This window comes from Mixta sp. Marseille-Q2659, assembly GCF_940807255.1.
Classification (GTDB): domain Bacteria; phylum Pseudomonadota; class Gammaproteobacteria; order Enterobacterales; family Enterobacteriaceae; genus Mixta.
The window spans coordinates 58,455-80,602 of sequence record NZ_CALNWY010000013.1 but is presented as its reverse complement, the minus strand read 5'-3'; the positions used below and the strand labels follow the sequence as shown (position 1 = coordinate 80,602).

The 22,148-nt window shown below is 56.0% G+C and carries 20 protein-coding genes and 1 pseudogene; 8 read left to right on the top strand and 13 right to left on the bottom strand.

Going from position 1 to position 22,148, the window contains the following annotated elements:
* Nucleotides 1-17: 17 nt before the first annotated feature.
* Nucleotides 18-158, bottom strand: coding sequence for a hypothetical protein (locus P3C52_RS11405; protein ID WP_275555112.1), 141 nt, complete (start codon nt 156-158; stop codon nt 18-20).
* Here P3C52_RS11405 and acrD point away from each other — a divergent pair.
* Nucleotides 142-3,270, top strand: coding sequence for a multidrug efflux RND transporter permease AcrD (acrD, locus tag P3C52_RS11400; RefSeq protein WP_275555111.1), 3,129 nt, complete (start codon nt 142-144; stop codon nt 3,268-3,270). The genes P3C52_RS11405 and acrD overlap by 17 nt on opposite strands.
* A 226-nt stretch (nt 3,271-3,496) precedes the next feature.
* Here the strand turns inward: acrD and ypfM are convergent, their stop codons facing one another.
* Complete coding sequence (gene ypfM, locus P3C52_RS11395) at nt 3,497-3,556, bottom strand: protein YpfM (protein WP_157130239.1); 60 nt, start codon at nt 3,554-3,556, stop codon at nt 3,497-3,499.
* 298 nt (nt 3,557-3,854) lie between these two features.
* On the opposite strand from ypfM, the pseudogene P3C52_RS11390 reads away from it, so the two are divergent.
* From P3C52_RS11390 to P3C52_RS11380, 3 genes and pseudogenes are all read left to right on the top strand, one after another.
* Nucleotides 3,855-4,214 (top strand): annotated as a pseudogene (locus P3C52_RS11390) (ArsC family reductase); the annotation flags it as partial.
* Nucleotides 4,215-4,238: 24 nt separating this feature from the next.
* A complete protein-coding gene (gene dapE, locus P3C52_RS11385; protein WP_275555142.1) occupies nt 4,239-5,366 on the top strand; it encodes a succinyl-diaminopimelate desuccinylase in 1,128 nt (375 codons plus the stop codon).
* A 22-nt stretch (nt 5,367-5,388) separates the two neighbouring features.
* On the top strand, nt 5,389-5,577 hold the full coding sequence (locus P3C52_RS11380; protein ID WP_275555110.1) for a YpfN family protein: 189 nt from the start codon (nt 5,389-5,391) through the stop codon (nt 5,575-5,577).
* A 44-nt stretch (nt 5,578-5,621) separates the two neighbouring features.
* On the opposite strand, the gene ypfH is transcribed toward P3C52_RS11380, so the two are convergent.
* From ypfH to dapA, 6 genes are all read right to left on the bottom strand, one after another.
* Nucleotides 5,622-6,317: an esterase gene (gene ypfH, locus P3C52_RS11375; protein WP_275555109.1), complete on the bottom strand. Its 696-nt coding sequence runs from the start codon at nt 6,315-6,317 to the stop codon at nt 5,622-5,624.
* A 251-nt stretch (nt 6,318-6,568) separates the two neighbouring features.
* Nucleotides 6,569-8,560, bottom strand: coding sequence for a GNAT family N-acetyltransferase (locus tag P3C52_RS11370; protein ID WP_275555108.1), 1,992 nt, complete (start codon nt 8,558-8,560; stop codon nt 6,569-6,571).
* Entirely contained in the window at nt 8,561-9,421 is an 861-nt protein-coding gene (locus P3C52_RS11365) for a neutral zinc metallopeptidase (RefSeq protein WP_275555107.1), read from the bottom strand.
* Nucleotides 9,422-9,587: 166 nt separating this feature from the next.
* Complete coding sequence (gene purC, locus P3C52_RS11360) at nt 9,588-10,301, bottom strand: phosphoribosylaminoimidazolesuccinocarboxamide synthase (protein WP_275555106.1); 714 nt, start codon at nt 10,299-10,301, stop codon at nt 9,588-9,590.
* A gap of 125 nt (nt 10,302-10,426) precedes the next feature.
* Nucleotides 10,427-11,461, bottom strand: a complete 1,035-nt coding sequence (bamC, locus tag P3C52_RS11355; protein WP_275555105.1) for an outer membrane protein assembly factor BamC — start codon at nt 11,459-11,461, stop codon at nt 10,427-10,429.
* Between the two features lie 14 nt (nt 11,462-11,475).
* Entirely contained in the window at nt 11,476-12,354 is an 879-nt protein-coding gene (gene dapA / locus P3C52_RS11350) for a 4-hydroxy-tetrahydrodipicolinate synthase (RefSeq protein WP_275555104.1), read from the bottom strand.
* Nucleotides 12,355-12,511: 157 nt separating this feature from the next.
* Between dapA and P3C52_RS11345 the strand changes: the two genes are divergently transcribed.
* Together P3C52_RS11345 and bcp are read left to right on the top strand one after the other, a co-directional pair.
* The gene (locus P3C52_RS11345; RefSeq protein ID WP_275555103.1) at nt 12,512-13,105 is read left to right on the top strand and encodes a glycine cleavage system transcriptional repressor; all 594 of its coding nucleotides are present in this window, start codon (nt 12,512-12,514) and stop codon (nt 13,103-13,105) included.
* Nucleotides 13,083-13,550, top strand: a complete 468-nt coding sequence (gene bcp, locus P3C52_RS11340; protein ID WP_275555102.1) for a thioredoxin-dependent thiol peroxidase — start codon at nt 13,083-13,085, stop codon at nt 13,548-13,550. The genes P3C52_RS11345 and bcp overlap by 23 nt, the downstream gene beginning before the upstream one ends.
* Nucleotides 13,551-13,586: 36 nt before the next feature.
* Here bcp and P3C52_RS11335 read toward each other — a convergent pair whose 3' ends face one another.
* The 3 genes from P3C52_RS11335 to P3C52_RS11325 form a co-directional block, all read right to left on the bottom strand.
* Nucleotides 13,587-14,654, bottom strand: a complete 1,068-nt coding sequence (locus P3C52_RS11335; RefSeq protein ID WP_275555101.1) for an AI-2E family transporter — start codon at nt 14,652-14,654, stop codon at nt 13,587-13,589.
* Between the two features lie 64 nt (nt 14,655-14,718).
* A complete protein-coding gene (locus tag P3C52_RS11330; protein ID WP_275555100.1) occupies nt 14,719-16,332 on the bottom strand; it encodes a sensor domain-containing diguanylate cyclase in 1,614 nt (537 codons plus the stop codon).
* 279 nt (nt 16,333-16,611) lie between these two features.
* Nucleotides 16,612-17,220 carry a DsrE family protein gene (locus P3C52_RS11325; protein ID WP_275555099.1) on the bottom strand — a complete coding sequence of 203 codons (609 nt, stop codon included), beginning with the start codon at nt 17,218-17,220 and terminating at the stop codon, nt 16,612-16,614.
* A gap of 922 nt (nt 17,221-18,142) precedes the next feature.
* Here P3C52_RS11325 and P3C52_RS11320 point away from each other — a divergent pair.
* Both P3C52_RS11320 and arsC read left to right on the top strand, forming a co-directional pair.
* Nucleotides 18,143-19,609: a M48 family metallopeptidase gene (locus P3C52_RS11320; protein WP_275555098.1), complete on the top strand. Its 1,467-nt coding sequence runs from the start codon at nt 18,143-18,145 to the stop codon at nt 19,607-19,609.
* Between the two features lie 14 nt (nt 19,610-19,623).
* The gene (arsC, locus tag P3C52_RS11315) at nt 19,624-19,977 is read left to right on the top strand and encodes an arsenate reductase (glutaredoxin) (protein ID WP_275555097.1); all 354 of its coding nucleotides are present in this window, start codon (nt 19,624-19,626) and stop codon (nt 19,975-19,977) included.
* Nucleotides 19,978-19,980: 3 nt separating this feature from the next.
* Here the strand turns inward: arsC and hda are convergent, their stop codons facing one another.
* Together hda and uraA are read right to left on the bottom strand one after the other, a co-directional pair.
* The gene (hda, locus tag P3C52_RS11310; RefSeq protein WP_275555141.1) at nt 19,981-20,682 is read right to left on the bottom strand and encodes a DnaA inactivator Hda; all 702 of its coding nucleotides are present in this window, start codon (nt 20,680-20,682) and stop codon (nt 19,981-19,983) included.
* Nucleotides 20,683-20,853: 171 nt separating this feature from the next.
* Nucleotides 20,854-22,137 (bottom strand): uracil permease, encoded by a 1,284-nt coding sequence (uraA, locus tag P3C52_RS11305; RefSeq protein ID WP_275555096.1) that lies wholly within the window; start codon nt 22,135-22,137, stop codon nt 20,854-20,856.
* Nucleotides 22,138-22,148 lie beyond the last annotated feature (11 nt).

The window sequence follows — 22,148 nt, the reverse complement described above, 5'->3', positions numbered from 1 at the left end:
CTCGCGGGCGCGTAAAGTTATCCGGCAACTGTTAGCACGCAATTGATTAAAAATCGCACCGTGTAATCTTTGCCCGCCGCGGCGCCAACGCGGTTGGCTGATTTTCCTGTTGATGACACCGTATTGAGGAGTGCCGCTTCAATGGCGAATTTTTTCATTGACCGCCCAATTTTTGCCTGGGTGTTGGCGATAATGATGTGCCTCACCGGCGCGCTGGCGATTAAGTCTCTGCCAATAGAACAATATCCCGACCTCGCCCCGCCGAACGTGCGCATTACCGCTAACTACCCTGGCGCATCAGCGGAAACCCTGGAAAATACGGTTACGCAGATTATCGAACAGAGCATGACCGGCATCGATAACCTGATGTATATGTCATCGCAAAGCAGCAATACCGGCCAGGCGACCATTACTCTCACCTTCTCCGCCGGTACCGATCCCGACGAAGCGCGTCAGCAGGTGCAAAACCAGCTGCAGTCGGCGCTGCGTAAACTGCCGCAGGATGTGCAGCAGCAGGGCGTAACGGTCAATAAAACCGGCGACAGCAATATCCTGATGCTGGCGTTTGTTTCTACCGACGGCAGCATGGATAAGCAGGATATTGCTGACTATGTGGCAAGTAATATCCAGGATCCGCTCAGCCGCATCAGCGGCGTTGGTCAGGTGGATGCCTACGGCACGCAGTATGCGATGCGCATCTGGCTCGATCCCAACAAGCTGACAAACTATGCGCTGACCACAGCGGACGTGGTGAGCGCGATCGAATCGCAAAACAGTCAGGTGGCGGTAGGTCAGGTTGGCGGCACGCCATCGGTGGATAACCAGGCGCTCAACGCCACGGTCAATTCACAGGCGCTGTTGCAAACGCCGGAGCAGTTTAAAGCAATTACGCTGCGCACCAACCGCGATGGTTCTGTCGTCACGCTGGGCGACGTGGCAGATGTGGCGCTGGGCGCGGAAAAATATGACTACCTCAGCCGCTATAACGGCATGGCCGCTTCCGGGCTGGGCATCAAGCTCGCCTCTGGTGCTAATGAGCTGGAAACCGATCGGTTGGTGCGCGCGCGCATCGCTGAACTGGCGCAATACTTCCCGCACGGCCTGGAAGCGAAAGTCGCCTACGAGACCACGCCTTTTGTTACCGCCTCCATTCGCGATGTGGTGAAAACCCTGCTGGAAGCGGTGCTGCTGGTCTTTCTGGTGATGTACCTGTTTATGCAGAACTTCCGCGCCACGCTGATCCCAACCATCGCGGTGCCGGTGGTGCTGTTAAGCACCTTCTCCATCCTGTATGCCTGCGGTTTCAGTATTAATACTCTCACCATGTTTGCGATGGTGCTGGCGATCGGCCTGCTGGTGGACGATGCGATTGTGGTAGTGGAAAACGTCGAGCGCATCATGAGCGAAGAAGGCCTGTCGCCGCGCGAAGCCACGCGTAAATCGATGGGCCAGATTCAGGGCGCGCTGGTCGGCATTACGCTGGTGCTGTCGGCCGTATTTGTGCCGATGGCCTTTTTCGGCGGCGCCGTCGGCGCTATCTATCGCCAGTTTTCGATTACCGTGGTTTCCGCCATGGTACTGTCGGTGCTGGTGGCGATGATTCTGACGCCTGCACTCTGCGCCTCGCTGCTGAAGCCGGTGCCCGCCGGACATCATCAGCGCGACGGCTTTTTCGGCTGGTTTAACCGCATGTTCACGCGTAACACCCAGCGTTATGAACAGCGCGTGGCGAAACTGCTGCGCCAGGCTGGGCGCTGGCTACTGCTCTATCTGGGCATTATCGCCATTATGGCCTTTCTGTTTCTGCGCCTGCCGACCTCTTTCCTGCCGCTGGAAGATCGCGGGATTTTCACGACCCAGGTGCAGCTGCCACCGGGTTCTACCCAGCAGCAAACGCTGAAGGTGGTGCAGAAAGTCGAGAATTACTATCTGACCCATGAGAAAGAGAATATCGAATCGGTATTTGCCACCGTCGGCTCCGGCCCTGGCGGTAACGGCCAGAACGTGGCGCGCCTGTTTATTCGCCTGAAAAACTGGGAAGAACGTTCAGACACCGACCGCACCTCTTTCGCCATCATTGAGCGCGCGACGCAAGCCTTCAGGCACATTAAAGAAGCGCGAGTGATCGCCAGCAGCCCACCGGCAATTACCGGCATGGGCAATGCCGCTGGTTTTGATATGGAACTGCAGGACCACGCTGGTATCGGCCATACGAAGCTGATGGAGATGCGCGATCGGCTGCTGGAGAAGGCAGCCAGCGATCCGCGTCTGGCCCGCGTGCGCCATAACGGCCTGGACGACAGCCCGCAGCTGCGCATCGATATTGACCAGCGTAAAGCGCAGGCGCTGGGCGTTTCCATCGATGATATTAACAGCACACTGACCACCGGCTGGGGTTCGACCTATGTGAACGATTTCCTCGATCGTGGACGCGTGAAGAAAGTCTATGTGCAGGCGGCGGCGAAATATCGCATGCTGCCGGACGATATTAATAAATGGTATGTGCGTAACAGCGAAGGCGGCATGGTGCCGTTCAGCGCCTTTGCTAAAACCGCCTGGGAGACCGGCTCGCCGCGCCTGGAACGCTACAACGGCTATTCTTCACTGGAGATCGTCGGCGAAGCAGCGCCCGGCGTCAGCACCGGCGCCGCAATGACTGCCATGGAGGAGCTGGTCAGCCAGCTGCCGCTCGGCGTCGGGCTCCAGTGGACCGGCGCCTCGTTGCAGGAGCGGCTGTCCGGTTCGCAGGCGCCCGCGCTGTATGCGATTTCACTGCTGGTGGTTTTCCTCTGTCTGGCGGCGCTGTATGAGAGCTGGTCGATTCCTTTTGCCGTGATGCTGGTGGTGCCGCTGGGCGTGGTCGGCGCCTTAATCGCCACCTGGGCGCGCGGGCTGGAAAATGATGTCTATTTCCAGGTCGGCCTGCTGACGGTGATCGGACTGTCGGCAAAAAATGCCATTTTGATTGTGGAGTTTGCCAACGACATTAACAGCCGTGGCGGCGATCTGGTGGAATCAACGCTGGAGGCCTGCCGTCAACGCCTGCGCCCAATTTTAATGACCTCGCTGGCGTTTGTGTTTGGCGTACTGCCCATGGCCATCAGCCACGGCGCTGGTTCGAGTAGCCAGCATGCGGTCGGCACCGGCGTGATGGGCGGCATGATTTCCGCCACCCTGCTGGCGATATTTTTTGTTCCGCTCTTTTTTGTATTAATAAGACGCCGTTTTCCTTTAAAAGCGCAGGCGGGGCAAAAGCGTAACGAGGCGTAAATTTGATAAAGGATTTAGTAAATTATCGGTGCGGCAAAAAGGCAACAGGCGCGTCTTTTCGCCCGCGCGGATTAAAAGGATAAGGGATTTTAATTAACGCCCGCTAACAACAGAAACAGAAATAATAAAGGCAGCCGGTTAACCGGCTGCCTTATTTTAATTATTATGGACTGTCAGATGCGAAGACGAGAGCTGTGTTCGTCAGGCTTATCTTTATCAGGCTTTATTACTTACGTAACATCGCATCAATAAAGTCTTTCCAGTTCCCCAGTTCAGTGTCAATCATAACTACCTCTCTTATTATTAGGCCCTATTTTACGTGCGTTCTTTCAGCAAGGGAATGGCTGTTTTCAAAATTACTATCGGCAAAAGGATGAAAAACTGTACTACTTTTTTATTTTGCATGCTGACTCACACTTCAGCAAAACTAATCACTCACGTTACCCATTAATATTATCATTCCTGAAGTATCAATCTCTTTCTTAAACCCTGGCCTGTAGAGGGTGCGGACAACGAACATAGATCCTCTTCCTCTTTTAAGGCATTATTCATTAACGATATTTTTACCAGACCGGGACAAAGCCATGACCGAAAAGCCGTCGCCTGCCCTTTTTACGCTCTACGGCATCAAAAATTGCGACACAATAAAAAAAGCGCGCCGTTTTCTGGATGCCCAGCAGACAAATTATCAGTACCATGATTATCGCCTGAATGGATTAAGCGATGAAACGCTGCAACGCTTTATCAATACACTGGGCTGGCAGGCGCTGTTAAATACGCGCGGCACTACCTGGCGCAAACTTGCTGAGGAAGAAAAAGCGACGATCGATAATGCGCAGGCGGCCAAAGCGTTAATGCTGGCGCAGCCTGCCATCATTAAACGCCCATTGCTCGCCGCTGCAGACGGATCTATGCTGCTGGGCTTTACTGAAACCGACTACCAGCAGTTTATCCGGAGAAGTCATAATATGTTTTGTCCGGTCATTGAGCTGGCGCAGCAGCTTATTCGTCGTCCTTCACTGAGCCCCGATGATGCCGGATGTCAGGCGCTGATGATTGAACGCCTGCAAGCCATTGGCTTCACCATTGAACCCATCAATATTGCCGATACGAAGAATTTCTGGGCCTGGCGCGGCCAGGGCGAAACGCTGGCGTTTGCCGGACATACCGACGTGGTGCCACCCGGCGATACCAGCCGCTGGATCAATCCGCCGTTTGAGCCCACCATTCGCGATGGCATGCTGTTCGGACGCGGCGCGGCGGATATGAAAGGCTCGCTGGCGGCGATGGTGGTCGCAGCGGAGCGTTTTGTCGCGGCGAATCCCCATCATCGCGGACGACTGGCCTTTCTGATTACGTCCGATGAAGAGGCCAACGCCACCCACGGCACGGTTAAAGTGGTTGAGCATTTAATGGCGCGCCAGGAGCGGCTGGATTACTGTCTGGTCGGCGAACCATCCAGCACCGTGCAGGTGGGCGACGTGGTGAAAAATGGCCGACGCGGCTCAATTACCGCTAACCTGACCATTCATGGCGTTCAGGGCCATGTTGCCTATCCGCATCTGGCGGATAATCCGGTACATCGCGCCCTGCCCGCGCTTAATGAGCTGGTCGCAACCGAATGGGATCGAGGCAATGAATTTTTCCCGCCCACCAGTATGCAGATCGCCAACGTGCGGGCCGGCACCGGCAGCAATAATGTGATTCCCGGCGAGCTGTTTGTGCAGTTTAACTTCCGCTTCAGCACCGAACTGACCGACGGCGATATTCGTCAGCGCGTGGCGGCCCTGCTGGAACGCCATCAGCTGCCCTATACCCTTGAGTGGAAACTCTCCGGCCAGCCTTTCCTTACCTCGCGCGGCAAGCTGGTGGATGCGGTAATCAATGCGGTTGAACACTATACTGAAACCAGGCCTGAGCTACAGACCACCGGCGGCACATCCGACGGGCGCTTTATTGCCCGCATGGGCGCGCAGGTGGTGGAGCTGGGCCCGGTTAACGCCACCATTCATAAAATCAATGAGTGCGTGAAGGCGTCCGATCTGCAACTGCTGAGCCGTATGTATCAACGCATCATGGAGCAGCTGATCGCATAAACGTCCCTCAGGAGGAGCCAACATGGAATGGGTAAAAGAGTACTGGTGGATCATTGTGATCCTGTTGCTGGTTGGCGTACTGGTCAACGTTTATAAAGATCTGAAGCGCATCGACCACAAGAAATATATGGCGAACAAGCCCGATCTGCCGCCGCATCGTGATTTTAACGATAAGTGGGACGATGATGACGACTGGCCGAAAAAGAAATAATTTTCTCCAGGGGCAGCGACACGCTGCCCCGTTGTTATCGACGGTTAAATAAAGGTAATCACCTCGTCACCCGGCTTGCCGCCGCTAAGCGCCTCTTCAAAATAGCGGCGCGGCACGGTGTAACGCAGATGATCCAGCGCCAGATTCATGCTGCGCTGATCGATGGCGTGCGGCAGATCCTCCACAATATCCAGCGTAACGTCGCCGCCCAGCGAGGTCAGGCGTTCAGCCGCCTGCTGCGCATGTTCCGCCTGATAGACTTCATCATCTTCGCCGTGAATCAAATGAATGGTGGTTTTTGCCGTGGCCGCTTCCGGCAGGCTGGCATAGCGGCCACTGAAGGCGACGATCCTGCCCGCCAGTGACGGCTGCGCCTTGCTGCCTTCCAGAATCATCACGCTGCCCTGGGAAAACCCAATTAACGCCGTCGCTTCCGGCGTGACGCCGCTGAGCTGCTGCCACTCCTGCACCGACTGCAAAAACTGCGGCATCGCCTCATTAACCCGCTGTTGCAGGCTGACATCACCCAGCGAGGCTTCGTTGAACCACTGACGGCCCGGTGCTTTCCCGCCCGCCTCCGGCCCGCCGATGCTCACCACCAGCGCCTGCGGGAAGACTTCTGCAAACCAGCTGCCGATTTGCCCCATTGATACCGGATTATCGCCCGCCGCGTGATAGAGCAGAAACAGCTGCGCCGGGGGAGCAGACGGACTTTGTACGACAAAATGGTTAGGTTTCATAACATCCTCCTCGCTATTAACTATAAGACCTCTGTGGCAAAAACAGAGGCGCAAAGCGAAATAAGCGCAGAAAAGGCGGCAGCGGGCATCGCTGGAAACGGCAACGATCGGACAGCAACGCGCAATGATAGAGGGCAGTAGCGGCACATTGACAGCTCACAATGCCTGACAACGCATTGCAGCAAAAATCACAGCTATTGAGTACGCAGCAACACAACATATGGCATTCAGAAATGCCTGACGACAGAAATTTATCCAGCGGATGCGATCGCCTGCAATCTCCGCTGCCAGCCAGCATAGCGTTCGCTATCCAGCTGCTCCATCAGCTGTCGGGCTTCGGCGCGCCATTGCGCCAGCAGCGCTTTACGACCGCTCAGTCCGAAGTCGGCGACCAGTAAAGCCAGCGGACGACGCTGAATAATCGCCTCGTGTAACGCCAGCCCGGCGCTGTCCGTCACCAGCAGCAGACGCCCCAGCGCGGGCAGGCTGACATCGAAAGCGCGATGGGCGAAGGCAAAGCCCGCCAGCTCTCGCCAATCGTCCGCCTGCAGCGTCTGCTCAGCATCTGGCGTCAGCGGCAGCGGCTCATCAATTAACGGCTGCAGCCAGAAGAGATCGCGCATCAAACGCCGCTGCGCCTGTTGGCTTAGCCGCTCTCCCGCCGCGCTCAGCGGCAGGATCGCCATCGCGCTGTAGCAACCGCTGCTCGCCTCGCGCTGCGTAGCGATACGCGCCAGCGTAAAGCCGCTGCGCTGCCAGAAATGCCAGAGTTCAGCGGTGAAACCAAAGCTGACGGAAAGGTAATCCAGCCCCTGCGTCTGCGCACGCGCGGCGTGGATCATGCGGCTGCCGAGCTGCTGGCGACGTAAAGCTGGTGCGACGGCAATACGGCTGATGCGCTGTGAAAGCAGCTGCGCCGCCTCGGGAAAACCGGCGTGCGCAGCCAGCGACTGCGCGACCAGATTGCCGCGCGGTCGTCGTAATCCGGCCCAAACCTGCTGTGCCAGACCATCAGCAAGCCCCCCTTCCGCCACCAGCCACAGCGCACCGGCCATCTCTTTACGCCCATTTTCCGCCGCGATAAAGCGCTGGCCTGGCGCATCCATCAGGCGACGGAAATCAAGCGGCGTGGTGCGATAGTGCGCGCTGGTAAGGAGCTGATAGAGTGCCAGCAGCAGCCGCGCATCGTCGCGTTCACACTCGGCAACGCGCAATCCTTCTGCGGTTATTTCTGTGCCAATCGGTGGCTCATCCAGCAGCAGCGCGCCGTTGACCGCCGCTTCCAGCGGATCGCCCTGTCGCCAGCGCAATGGTTCGTCCAGCTGATAAAAATGCGCCTGCGGCAGCGACGCACAAAATTTCAGCAAAAAGCCGCGGCCGGTGCCTTCATAGCCCTGAACGGTGGTGGTTAATAAAGTGCGCGGAAAACGGGCAATCAGGCGTTGTAATAGCGGAGCCGGAATGGCCGCCGCCTCATCGATAATCAGCCAGTCGGCCTGCGGCGGCGTGGCGGCGGCCAGCAGCGCATCGGGCGCGCTAAAGGCAAAACGGTCGCCGGCAAAGCGCGCCAGGATTTCCGTCGAAACTTTGGCGGGCGCCGTCACCAGGCAGCGCCCCGGCCAGCGCCGCGCCAGCATGCCAGCCAGCGCCGACTTTCCACGTCCGCGCGCCGCCGTCAGCACATAAACTCCTGCCCTGCTCTGCAATAGCTGCTCCAGTAAGTGCTGCTGTTGCTGCGCGTCGCCAGGCTGCCAGTCGCTTAAGGTTAACGGCTGCGGCAGACGGCAGGGCTGATGCTGTTGATGCAGCAAGACTTGCTCGTCCGCTGCAAGCTGATGCTGTAAATAGTGAATAAAGTGGGGAGTGATAATCGGCGTGTCGCTTTCGCTCCAGCGCAGCGAATCCCTGTCGGGAGAGTGCGGCCAGTCGCGCCAGGGCGGCGTCAGCAACAGTAGCCAGCTTCCGGCGCTGAGCGTACCGGCCAGCGCGGCAAAGGCTTCGCTGTGAAAGCCCGCGCGCGCATCAAAGATAGCATGACGAAATTCCTGGCCGAGCAGCGTACGCAGCGCCGAAGGCGCCACGCTTTCACCGAGGTCGTTATGTTCGCTAACCTTCAGCCAGTCGCCGGCAAGCGTTGTCTGCCACTGTTGCGCCTGCTGACGACACCACGCCGGTTCTCCGGCGATCACCGCCAGCCGCCGGATGCCGGTGCGCTGCATCTCAGCGGTAACGGATACCAACATTTATTTCGCGGCGGCGAAAGTATCGCACTGGCCCGGATCGCCAGAGTCAAAGCCGCGCTTAAACCAGCTATAGCGCTGTTCTGAAGTACCGTGAGTGAAGCTGTCCGGCGTGACCCGCCCCTGGCTCTGCTGCTGTAGCCGATCGTCACCGATGGCTTCGGCTGCGTTTAGCGCTTCCTGCAAGTCGCCCGGCTCCAGAATCTGCTGCTGCTGCATATAGTGGCCCCAGACACCGGCAAAGCAATCCGCCTGCAGCTCCAGCCTCACCGACAGTTGATTGACCTGCCGCTGCGTCGCGCCCTGCTGCATCTGACGCACTTTAGGTTCAATCCCTAACAGTTTCTGCACATGGTGGCCGACTTCATGAGCGATAACGTAGCCCTGGGCAAAATCACCATCTGCGCCCAGCTTGTTTTTCAGTTCATCATAAAAAGAGAGATCGATATAAACGGTGCTGTCAGCCGGGCAATAGAACGGGCCCATAACCGACTGGCCGGTACCGCAGCCGGTGCGCGTCGCGTTGCTGTACATTACCAGGTGCGGCGGCTGATAGTTTTTGCCCATCTGGGTAAACAGTTTTTGCCAGGTATCTTCGGTGGTGGCGAGGATCACGGAGGTGAATTTCGCCGCTTCATCGTCCTGCGGGCTAATGCCCTGCGAGCGGCTCTGTTGCGTGACCGGCTCGCCGCCGGTGAGCAGCGGCGTAAGATCGTAGCCGTAATAGCCAGCGATCATGACCACCACCAGCAAAATGATCCCGCCCTTGCCGCGTGGAATACGCATGCGCCCGCCGCCCACGGTGGGTGACTGATTGCGACGATCTTCTACATTGTCGCTTTCGCGACGCCCTTGCCAACGCATAACTTTCCCCTGTTTCCGGTTACTGGCGAATACGGCAAATTCTAGACGCGGCGAGGCTGAATAACCAGAGCGTATCGCGCGGAGCAGGAAGGTAACGGAGAAAAGAGTGGGAAAATAGCGGGAAAGCAGCCGGCAGCCATCGCGTACCGGCCGTTAGCAGAGCAGATTAGTCGAGTTTCACGCCCAGACGATGCGCTACTTCTTCATAGGCTTCGATCACGCCGCCCAGGCTCTGACGAAAGCGATCTTTATCCATTTTGTTCATGGTCTCTTTGTCCCACAGGCGCGCGCCGTCCGGCGAGAATTCGTCGCCCAGCGTCACTTCGCCTTTGAACAGGCCGAACTCCAGCTTGAAGTCCACCAGGATCAGACCAGCATCGTCAAACAACTTGCTGAGAACGTCGTTGGCTTTGTAGGTTAGCTCGCGCATGCGCGCCAGGTTTTCTTTATTTACCCAGCCAAAGGTTTCGCAATAGGATTCGTTGACCATCGGATCGTGTTTGGCGTCATCTTTCAGGAACAGATCGAACAGCGGCGGATTCAGCACGATGCCCTCTTCCACACCCAGACGCTTCACCAGCGAACCGGCCGCACGGTTACGAATTACGCACTCTACCGGCACCATCTCCAGCTTTTTCACCAGCGCTTCGTTATCGGAGAGCAGCGCTTCCATCTGCGTTGGGATGCCCGCTTCTTCCAGCTTGCGCATGATGAAATAGTTGAACTTATTGTTCACCATGCCTTTGCGATCAAACTGTTCAATACGCGCGCCGTCTCCTGCTGACGTATCGTTGCGGAATTCGAGTACCAACAGATCCGGGTTTTCGGTGCTGTATACGGTTTTCGCTTTGCCGCGATACAACTCAGCTAGCTTTTGCATCTTGATAAACTCCAAACTGGGTAAATAGTGAAGGGTCATAGCCAGGCAACGCAATCGTTTACGTCGCCGCGCGCCATTATGCCAAACTTCAATAAAAAAGGCCGGAATTTTCCGGCCTTTTTTTGTTACTGGCTAAGGGCTGCCTGGAAGACCGCCACCAGCGCGTCGTTTTGCGACTGCGTCAGCACGTGGCCTTTCGGGTCGATAAACTGCAGGCTGCTGCGGTTATCGAGATCGCCGACCTGCAGCTTGTAGTCGCCATTCGGCAGCTGCGGATCTTTGGCGCCAATCTCATCCCAGGTGCTGTCGCCCGGCGCTTTGTAGGTGATCGCCATGTTGCCCTGCGAGCGATTGCTGTCGGTCACTTCCATGCCGATACGTTTCAACGCGGCAGGCAGACGCTGCCAGGTCACGTTAAACGGCGCACGCAGAATCAGGTTCGGCAGGCCGGTATCATCCGCGCCGCTCTGCACATCGATCTGCGAGGCGCTGCGGTTGGCGGCGGCATCCTGCGCGGCGGTTTCCATCTTATCAAGACCGGTACTGATGTCGTTCAGCATCTGCGCCGTGTATCGCTGGATTTGGGTCGGCGAGGTGACGTCGTTGCCCGCCTGTTGCAGTTGCAGCAGTTTAACGGTCAGCGCCTGCTGATAGCCCTGCTGCTGCACGCTAACCTGATAGCGGCCACGATACTGGTTATCTTCATCGGCGCGGTTCCACTCAATCCAGTCGGTGGTGAGCTGCTGGCTGGCATCCTGACGATCGGCAATCGGGAAATGATAAGACTGCAGCACATTGACTACCTGCGGCCAGATCGATCCGTTGCGGCCGTTCTCCATCAGCAGTACGCCGGTATTGCCGGTAAACTGCGCGCGCGCGCCGTTCAGCAAGGCCAGCGGCTGAGCAGGCGGACGAATATCCAGCTGTTTGCCGGTCGCGCCGTTAGCGGCAGCGCGCGGTACTTCATAATCCCCGTTTTGCAGCGGCAGAATCATTCCTGCCGGTGCGCGCAAATCCTGTAGCTCAGCCGCCTGAAGATAAGATTCATCGCCGCTGACCTGGCGCTTATAGCGCTGATCGTTGGAACAACCTGCCAGCAGCATCGCCGTGGACAGCCCAACGATAGTTGCTATCGTGGACTTGTTTACTGAATAAGCCATTAACTCTCCCTAAATTACAGCAGACCCGCATTTTTCAGCGCCTGCTCCACAACCGGACACGCCGCCGTGGATAGCGGAACCATAGGCAGGCGCAGGGTATCGGTCGCGATTAATCCCAGTTTTTTCGCGGCCCATTTCACCGGAACAGGATTAGATTCAACAAACAATTTCTGATGCAGGTGCATCAGGCGCTGGTTTAGATGACGCGCCTCGGCGAAGTTGCCTTCACGCGCCAGCCGACACAGCTCAACCATTTCACGCGCGGCAATGTTTGCCGTTACGGAAATCACGCCGTGGCCGCCCAGCTGCATAAAGTCCAGTGCGGTGGCGTCATCGCCGCTTACCAGCACAAACTCATCATCAACCAGCTCTTGGATCTGGCTGACGCGGGATAAGTTCCCGGTCGCCTCTTTGATCCCGATAATATTTTTGATTTTCGCCAGGCGCGCGACCGTTTCCGGCAGCATATCGCAGCCGGTGCGCGACGGGACGTTATACAGCATTTGCGGCAGATCGGTACTTTCCGCAATCGCTTTAAAGTGCTGATACAAGCCTTCCTGCGTCGGACGGTTGTAATAAGGCGTTACGGTCAGGCAGCCGATAACGCCGGAGTTTTCGAAGCGTTTGGTCAGAGAGATGCCTTCTGCGGTGGCGTTAGCGCCGGTTCCGGCAATCACCGGAATGCGACCATCGGCAAGGTCAAGCGTCATCATCACCACATCGCCGTGTTCATCATGGCTCAAGGTGGCAGATTCGCCGGTGGTTCCCACAGAAACGATGGCGGAAGTTCCGCTCTCGACATGGTAATCAATCAGTTTTTTCAGGCTCGCACGGCAGACATTACCTTTGTCATCCATTGGCGTAACGAGCGCAACAATACTTCCCGTGAACATTGGCCATCCCCTCGACAAACAAGTGCTTCATGGTACGTTTGACCGGCGGGGAAAAGCAAGCGAACAGAGGGCGGGAGCGCTTGGCAGAGGGTATTTTTTATGTTTACCTACGGGTTATTACTGTTACTTATCAGCTTACCCCACAGGAAGACCTATTTTGCCGCAGACACCGCAACACTTTTTGGTCATTACGGCATTGGGCGTCGATCGTCCAGGCATTGTGAATACCATTACCCGCCATGTCAGCAGCTGCGGCTGTAATATTGAAGATAGTCGCCTGGCGATGCTGGGCGATGAGTTTACCTTTATCATGCTGCTCTCCGGCAGCTGGAACGCGATTACGTTGATTGAGTCCACGCTGCCGCTAAAAGGCGCCGAACTGGAACTGTTGATTGTGATGAAGCGCACCAATGCCAGTCGCCGTCCGCCGATGCCGGAAACCGTCTGGGTGCAGGTTGAGGTTAACGACTCGCCGCATATTATTGAGCGCTTTACCGATCTGTTTGACTCCCATCAGATGAATATTGCCGAACTGGTATCACGCACACAGCCGGCACAAGAAAACCAGCCGCCTTTACTCTATATTCAGATTACCGCCCACAGCCCGGCCCACCGGGACGCAACATTAATCGAGCAGGCGTTTCACGCCCTATGTACAGAACTGCATGCGCAAGGCACTATTAGCGTGGTGAACTATCCGCAGCATGACGAGAAAATGGAGATTAGTGATGAATCCACTGAAAGCCGGTGATATTGCACCGAAATTTAGCTTGCCCGATCAAGACGGCGAACAAGTAAATTTAGCCGACTTCCAGGGACAGCGCGTTTTGGTGTACTTCTACCCCAAAGCGATGACGCCCGGTTGCACCGTGCAGGCGTGCGGCCTGCGCGACAATATGGATGAGCTGAAAAAAGCGGGCGTGGAAGTGCTGGGGATCAGTACCGATAAGCCAGAAAAGCTGTCGCGTTTCGCCGAAAAAGAGCTGTTAAACTTCACGCTGCTCTCAGATGAAAATCATGAAGTCAGCCAGCAGTTTGGCGTCTGGGGAGAAAAAACCTTTATGGGAAAAACCTACGACGGCATTCACCGCATCAGCTTTTTAATTGACGCCGACGGTAAAGTAGAAAAAGTTTTCGATGATTTCAAAACCAGCAATCACCACGATATTGTGATGGATTATCTGAAGTCAGCCTGAGAAAACCTTGTGGCGTCGCTGACGCCACGATCGTCGTTAGACAACTTCACGTTTGGCGGTTTCATCCGGCCAGGCGTGAACCACTGCTTTAATCAGCGTCGCCAGCGGAATGGCGAAAAAGACGCCCCAGAATCCCCACAAGCCGCCAAAGATCACTACCGCCAACAGAATCACCAGCGGATGCAGGTTCACCGCTTCTGAATAGAGCAGCGGCGCCAGCACATTGCCATCCAGCACCTGAATCACCAGATAGACGATAAACATGGTCCAGAACTCGCTGCTTAATCCCCACTGGGCCAGGCCGACGCAGGCGACCGGTAGCGTGACTACCAGCGCGCCGACATAGGGAATAAGCGTGGAAACGCCGACCAGCACCGCCAGCAACAGCGCATAGTTCAGGTCCAGCACCAGAAACGCGATCCAGGTGACAATGCCCACCACCACCGTCTCCAGCACCTTGCCGCGGATATATTTGGTGATTTGCTGGTTCAGTTCATTCCATACCACGCCCGCCAGCCCGTGATTGCGCGGCAGCACGCGGCGCACCGCGTTCAGCAACGGCTGTTTATCCTTCAGCAGGAAGAACAGCATCAGCGGCACCAGGATCAGATAGATCGCCAGCGTCACCAGGCCCATCAGCGAGGCCAGCGAATATTTCAGTACCGATTCGCCGACTCCCAACAGCCGACTGCGCAAATTTTCGATCACGATATCGACAATGCCGGCATCGGCCAGCGCCGGGAAGCGCGCCGGCAGACCGGCAGAAAAGGCGTAAAGCTTATTCAGCATATTCGGCATATCGCGTACTAAATTTATGCCCTGCTGCCAGGCGACCGGCGCCACCACCAGCACAAAAAGCAGCAAGATGCCGACAAAGAACGCCAGCACGATGGTCGTGGCCCAGCTGCGGGAACAGCCCAGCCGTTCCAGCCGTACCGTCGGCCACTCCAGCAGATAAGCCAATACCAGCGCCACCAGCAGCGGCGCCAGCAAATCACTAAAAAAGAAAAGGATAAAAAATGCGGCCAGTAAAATGACCAGCAGGGCAATCGCCTCTGGATCGCTAAAGCGGCGGCGATACCATTGAATCAGAAGTGCCAGCATGGCGTTTCCTTCCCTGTATTGATAAGGCTGATGATTTTACCCAAATGTTGTTCAGAAGACAGAATTACCTGGAGATCGGGCCTTCATTAATCAGCGGTTCCGACGCCTCGGGCGGCGTCGCAGCCATGACGCGGTTACGTCCGGCACGCTTGGCCTGATAAAGCGCCTCATCGGCGCGGCGGAAACAGGCCTCGATCGGCTCGTTTTCAACCCACCACAGGCTGACGCCGACGGAGAGCGTAGTTTCACCAACCGGCGCAATCGCCAGATCCTGCACGGACTGGCGTACCCGCTCCGCCAGCGTCAGCGCCAGTTCCCGATCCGCGCCGGGCAGGATCATTAAAAACTCTTCCCCGCCGTTACGACAGACCACGTCCGTTTGCCGCGCGCTGTTTTTTAACTGCTGCGCCACCTGCTGAATAACCCGATCGCCAACGTCATGGCCCCAGGTATCATTCACCCGTTTAAAGTGGTCGATATCGAGCGCCAGCACCGCAAAAGGCTGACGCGTAGTGGTGAAGTATTCCAGCACCGCCTGGAGACCGCGCCGGTTAAGCAGCTGCGTCAGCGGATCGGTCTGTACTTCCGATTTCAGCTGACCAATTTTGTTTTGCAGCAGGCCGATGCCGGAAAGCAGCGCCCGCTTAATCTGTGAGGATTCAAAATACCAGGAGCGAATGCCGCTGATTTCGATCGCTGCATCCTGCTCATCCATCTGGCTCGCCTTGCGCGCCAGTTGCCACAGTGGCATCGCAATCAGGCGGGCCAGCAGCCAGGCGGCGGCCAGCGTCAGCAATGCCAGCGGCAGTGAGTGCTGAACCACCTGAAACAACAGGCTGCTGAGCGGCGCCAGCGTGGTGCTGGTCGGTTTCAGGGCAATAATGGTCCAGTCGGAATCCGGCACGTGCGCGTAGCCCGCCAGCACCGGCACGCCCCGCTCGTCTTTAATCTGCTGATAGCCGCTGCTGGCGTAGGTGCCCGCGTCGTGACGCAGCAGCGGCGCGATTTTCTTACCGATCAGCTTGCCGTCCTGGTGATACAGCACGCGATTATCCCGATCCAGGACGTAAAGCTGGGTTCCATCACGGTAGAACTGGCTGAGCAATAGCTCGTTAAGCACGCTTTTACGCTTGAGATAAATGGTGCCGCCGACGTAGCCAAGATAGCTGCCGCTACCTGACCAGATGGGGCGAGAGATAAACACGATCAGATTGTTGGCCGCTGACAGGCTCGGCTGGCCGATTAACGGCATCCGTTTCTCCAGCGCCTCGCGCGAACTCATGGAATGCAGCTTCATGCCTTTCAGCATCAGCGATTCCGGCGAAATCGCGCGCACCCATCCCCCGGCATCCACAACCGCCACCGAGTTAAAGCTGTTGGTTTGCTGGCGCAACCGATCAACCTCAGCCTGAAGCAGCGCCTCATCGTCAAAACGATCGCTAAGATGGGCGGCGGTCCAGGCAAGCTGTGACTGCGACTGCTGAAAAAACAGCCCGGTCGTGGCCGCCAGTTTGGCGGCATAAACACGATTCGCTTCCAGCGTATTGGTAATTAATTGCTCGCGCTGAACGCGCCAGGCGGCATACAGAGAGTTAGCGAGCGTAATAACGATGCTGGCCACAGCCAGCAGGGTAATAAGGGTCCGCAAGTCCGTTTTTGGCCTTAACAGCCTCAACATGGACTCGTCCCCATGAAAATAATCATTTAATTTGCGCCTTGTGGTGCGTTCTTATCGTAGTGCGTGCTGTGCAATGTGCCCTGGTGAGATGCACGTCTCAATTGTACATGGATCAACCAGACAGAAAAACGCTTTACCGAGATTTATTAGGATTTTTCTTAACCATCCAATTTCTGCAGTCAGGCTAATGATGAAAAGGGCTGAGAGGAGATGAGGCAGGATAAAAAAATGACATTGCCGGAGACAATGTCATTTTTAACGGGCCGACGCGCTATGCCATTACAGCATTAACAGCGCATAACCCTGATTTTGCAGCGTGGCGACCGTAGTGCCGCTGGAAATGGTATGGGTAACCGTCTTATCGATCCATTCGCGGTCGATATGATGGAAAGCCACGGACTGATCGCAGACGGTCACTTTCACGCCCGCTTTTTCCAGCTCGCTAATCATTTTTAAATTAGGATTATCGATGCCGTAGGCTTTATGAAACTCTTCGTTATTTAACGCGGCAATCACCGCATCACCGTTCATTGAGACGACAAAGTCGAGTTTTTTCAGCGGAATGCCCGCGGCATAATAGAGGTTAACCACGCGCGCTACACGCTCCAGGCCCAGATGCGGATCTTTAATATCGCCATCGTTTTTATTGAGCTGGAAAACAATCTTATTGCTGAGATTGGCATCGTTACGCGGATTGTAGGCTGGCGTATCGACGTAATGAATTTTTCCATAACCCGTAATCGCAGGCGTTGACCAGAAACCTTCCGGCTCACTCTTGCTGTTGGCGATATGGTTGGTGACTTTATCATAGAGCTGTGGTGCCTGAAGCACGTTACCGCCGATAAAACCGGCCAGGGCCGCCACGACGATATAAGATACGGGACGCATAAAAAAGCACTCCTTTAAAGAGGATGTTAGTCATTAAAAAACTGAACGCATTATATTTTCAGCAACGTTTCTTCCTGATTTCGCAGGTTAATCAGCGCCAGGCGGCCAGATGGATTGCTCTGCGAAATAACGTTGCGGTATGGGAAACACATTTTTATTGCTGGCCCCTGCTCCATTCAGAAAAACCATCCAGAACGTAATTACGGCATAACGCATTTAACAACGCTCCAGATTACTATTCCGCTGGCGGCAAGATGGCATTTTCACCTCTAATTCTTAGCGGCCTTTTTTATCTATATCACAGAGTCATAATCTGACAGTACAGGTTACGCAGCGGTACTACCGTTTCAATTCCACAACGAAAATATCACTTATAGAAACTATCGATTTTCATTTTATTTATTGCTAAGTAACAACAATTAACTGCCGGATCGGTATATTAGGAATTAACTCAGGGAATATTCATAAATAACAGATCCAGTTTAAATAAGAAAATAAGCGCGTATAAACTATAAAAACAAAACCAATATGATTAATGCCGGACTTAAATACTGATCGGTGAAGTTTAAAAACCGGCACATTCTGCTGCCGTTAATAGATAAGATTAAAAATTAAAAAACAGGCTTTGCTGAAAAATTTCTGAAGATTGTAAAAAAATTACCGCATGGAGATCCGATCATTTTCGGAACATACTTAATCAAATCCCGTGCCACTTTCAATTTCTCTGAATAAGTTTACACAACTTTGAACTTTATCCGCCGCGCCGCACGCTTTTTTAGCGGTTGCCATCAGGCTTAAACAGCCATTCCTTTATACAGTTTCCCCCGTTAAGATAGCGCCCTGAGCGCCTGTGCTACGCTGGCGCATGAATTATCAGGACCGGATCAGGTCGAAACGTTACTCTCTGCCCTGGGGAAGAAGTATGTTCAATCGCTTGAAGAAAAAAATGATCGCTTCGCTAATTGTGACGCTGCTGGCGGGCAATGCGCTTCCTTCCCAAGCCGACGTCGCTGATTCCCTGCCCGATATCGGCACTACCGCAGGCGGCACCCTGTCGATTAATCAGGAACTGCAGATGGGCGATTTTTACGTGCGCCAACTGCGTGCCAGTGCGCCGCTGATTAACGATCCGCTGCTCAACCAATACATCAATCAGCTCGGTATGCGCCTGGTCTCTCATGCTAATTCAGTACGCACGCCCTTCCATTTCTTCCTGATCCGCAATGATGAAATAAACGCCTTCGCCTTCTTCGGCGGCAACGTGGTACTGCACTCCGCGCTGTTCCGCACCAGCGATAATGAAAGCCAGCTGGCCTCGGTTATGGCGCACGAAATTTCGCACGTTACCCAGCGCCATCTGGCGCGCGCCATGGAAGAGCAGCAGCGTAACGCGCCGCTCACCTGGGTTGGCGCGCTGGGCTCGATTTTGCTGGCGATGGCGAATCCGCAGGCGGGCATGGCGGGCCTGGCCGGTACGCTGGCCGGTACCCAACAGGGCGTGATCTCTTTTACGCAGAATAATGAACAGGAAGCCGATCGCATCGGTATTCAGGTACTGCAGCGCGCCGGTTTCGATCCACAGGCGATGCCCACTTTTCTGCAAAAGCTGGCGGACCAGTCGCGTTTCGCCTTTAAGCCGCCCGAAATTCTGCTGACCCACCCGCTGCCGGATAGCCGCCTGGCCGATGCGCGCAACCGCGCCAGCCAGATGCGTGCGGTGGTGGTGCAATCTTCGCAGGATTACTACATGGCGAAAGCGCGTGCGCTGGGCATGTACGCGACCGGCCAGAATCAGCTCGGCGAAGATATGCTGGATGAATGGTCGAAGGGCAACGCACGTCAGCAGCAGGCGGCGCAATACGGCAGAGCTATCTTGTTTCTGGAAGCCAAAAGCTTCGCCAATGCGAAAAAAATTATCGCGCCGCTGTTGGCAAAAGATCCGAATAACGTCTGGTATCTGGATATCATGACCGACATCGACCTGGGGCTGAATCAGCCACAGCAGGCGGTAAGCCGTCTGTCGGCGTTAAAAGCCAGCAGCAGCGATCCGGTGTTACAGCTCAACCTGGCGAATGCCCTACTCGAAGCCAAACAGCCTGCCGCTGCCGCGCGCATTCTCAACCGCTACACCTGGGCGCATCCTGACGATGTAAACGGTTGGGATTTGCTGGCGCAGGCGTCAGCGGCACAAAACCGGCGTGATGAAGAACTATCGGCGCGCGCCGAAGGGCTGGCGCTAACCGGCCAGCTGGATCAGGCGATAACCACGCTGAGCAGCGCCAGCGCTCAGGTTAAATTAGGCAGCCTGCAACAGGCGCGTTATGACGCGCGTATCGACCAGCTTCGCCAGCTCCAGCTGCGCTTCCGCCAGTATCAGAAAGGACGTTAATAAGAGGAAATGCTATGGCTACGGTCACGATTTATCATAACCCGCGCTGTTCAAAAAGCCGCGAAACCCTGGCGCTGCTCCAGCAGCACGGCGTTGAGCCGCAGGTGGTGCGTTACTTAGAACAAGCGCCTGATGAGGCCACGCTACGCCAGCTGATGCAGGCGCTGGGCATGGACAGTCCGCGCGAGATGATGCGCAGAAAAGAAGCGGAATATCAGGCGCTGGGGCTGGACGATCCCGCGCTAAGCGACGAACAATTGCTGGTGGCGCTGGCGGCGCATCCAAAACTGCTTGAGCGGCCGATTGTGGTGGCGCAGGGCAAAGCGCGGCTGGGACGTCCGCCTGAACAGGTGCTGGAGATCCTGTAAGCGCTACAGCGCCAGGATCTCCTTAACAAAAGGAATGGTTAATTTACGCTGGGCGCTGATCGAGGCGCGATCGAGACGGTCCAGCGTCGTAAACAGCGTGCGCATCTCGCGATCCAGCCGCTTCAGCAGAAAACGTCCCACATCTTCCGGCAGTTCAAAACCGCGCAGGCTGGCACGCAGCTGTAACGCCTGAAGCTTATCTTCATCAGAGAGCGGCTGAAGTTTATAGATTTGTCCCCAGTCGAGACGTGAGGCGAGATCCGGCAGCTTAAGATTTAACTGGCGCGGCGGGCGATCGCCGGTGATCAGCAGCCGTGTTTTACCGGTTTCCAGAATGCGGTTATAAAGATCGAAAATCGCCATCTCCCACTCGTCATCCCCGGCGATACACTCAATATTGTCAATACAGACCAGCGAAAGCTGCTCCATCCCGTCCAGCACTTCCGGCACGAACCAGGTGCGCTTATCGAGCGGAACATAGCCGACGGCATCGCCGCGCGTGGACATTTCAGCACAGGCCGCATGCAGCAAATGGCTGCGCCCGCCGCCCTGCCGTGACCAGAAATAGAGATAGCTGCCATGTTCCTGCGCCAAAGCGCCTTTAAGTGCGGCCAGCAAAGACGGATTTTCCCCCGGCCAGAAGCTGGCAAAGGTTTCGTCGTCCGGTAAATAGAGTGGCAGTGAAAGTTGTGCCGGCGTGTTCAGAAGCACCTCAAAGAGTGAACGGGCTAAAAACCGCGACAGTTTAACACATCTTTTCACGTGAAATGAAATGGGAGCCGCGCGCTACACAGTCTTCTTCCCGGGCCGGGAAACCCTGTAAAAAAGGCGCCCTGGGGCGCCTTTGAGCCATATAGCTGCCTGACGGCAACGGCCTTACTCCTGCGGTTTTTCCGGCGCGTCCAGCACCACTTCTTCCGGGCGCAGCACGTTAATCGCTTTAAAGATCAGGCTCAGGGCCACGCCGACAATGGTCGCCAGCGCCATCCCTTTCAGCTCTGCTGCGCCGATATGCACTTTCGCCCCGCTCACGCCGATAATCAAAATTACCGAGGTCAGGATCAGGTTCTGCGCCTTGTTATAGTCCACTTTCGATTCGATTAGCACGCGAATACCAGAGGCGCCGATCACGCCGTACAGCAGCAGCGAGACGCCGCCCATCACCGGCACCGGAATCGCCTGAATCGCCGCCGCCAGCTTGCCGACGCAGGAGAGCAGAATGGCGAGGATTGCCGCGCCGCCAATCACCCAGGTACTGTAAACGCGGGTGATCGCCATGACGCCGATATTTTCACCGTAGGTGGTGTTCGGCGTGGAGCCGAAAAAGCCGGAAATAATGGTGGAGAAGCCGTTGGCGAACATCGAGCGATGCAGGCCCGGATCGCGAATCAGATCTTTTTTAACGATATTCGCCGTTACGACCAGGTGGCCGACATGCTCGGCAATCACCACCAGCGCCGCCGGTAAAATCGTTAACATGGCGTACCACTCAAAGCGCGGCGTATAGAAGGTCGGCAGCGCAAACCAGGGTGCGGCGGCTACGCCGCTCCAGTCCACAATGCCCATTACCCATGAGAGCAGGTAACCCGCCAGCACGCCGATCAGAATCGGAATGATTGCCAGGAAGCCGCGAAACAGCACCGAGCCAAACACCGTTACCGCCAGCGTTACCAGCGAAATGGTGATCGCCGTGCCGTCTACCGCTGCATCATTGGCCGGCAGCAGGCCAGCCATATTCGCCGCCACGCCCGCCAGCTCCAGACCGATAACCGCGACAATCGCGCCCATCGCCGCCGGAGGAAACATCACGTCCAGCCAGCCGGTACCCGCTTTTTTCACAATCAGCGCCACCAGACAGAACAGCACGCCGCAGAGAATAAAGCCGCCCAGCGCCACTTCATAACCCAGCGGCAGCAACAGCAGCACCGGCGAAATAAAGGCGAAGCTGGAGCCTAAATAGGCGGGAATTTTGCCCTTGCAGATAAAGAGATAGAGCAAGGTGCCGACGCCGTTAAACAGCAGCACGGTGGCCGGATTGATATGAAACAGGATCGGCACCAGCACCGTCGCGCCGAACATGGCGAACAGATGCTGAAAGCTGAGCGGAATCGTTTGCAGTAGCGGCGGACGTTCGCTAACGCCAATCGCGCGACGAGTCATGGAGTATCCCC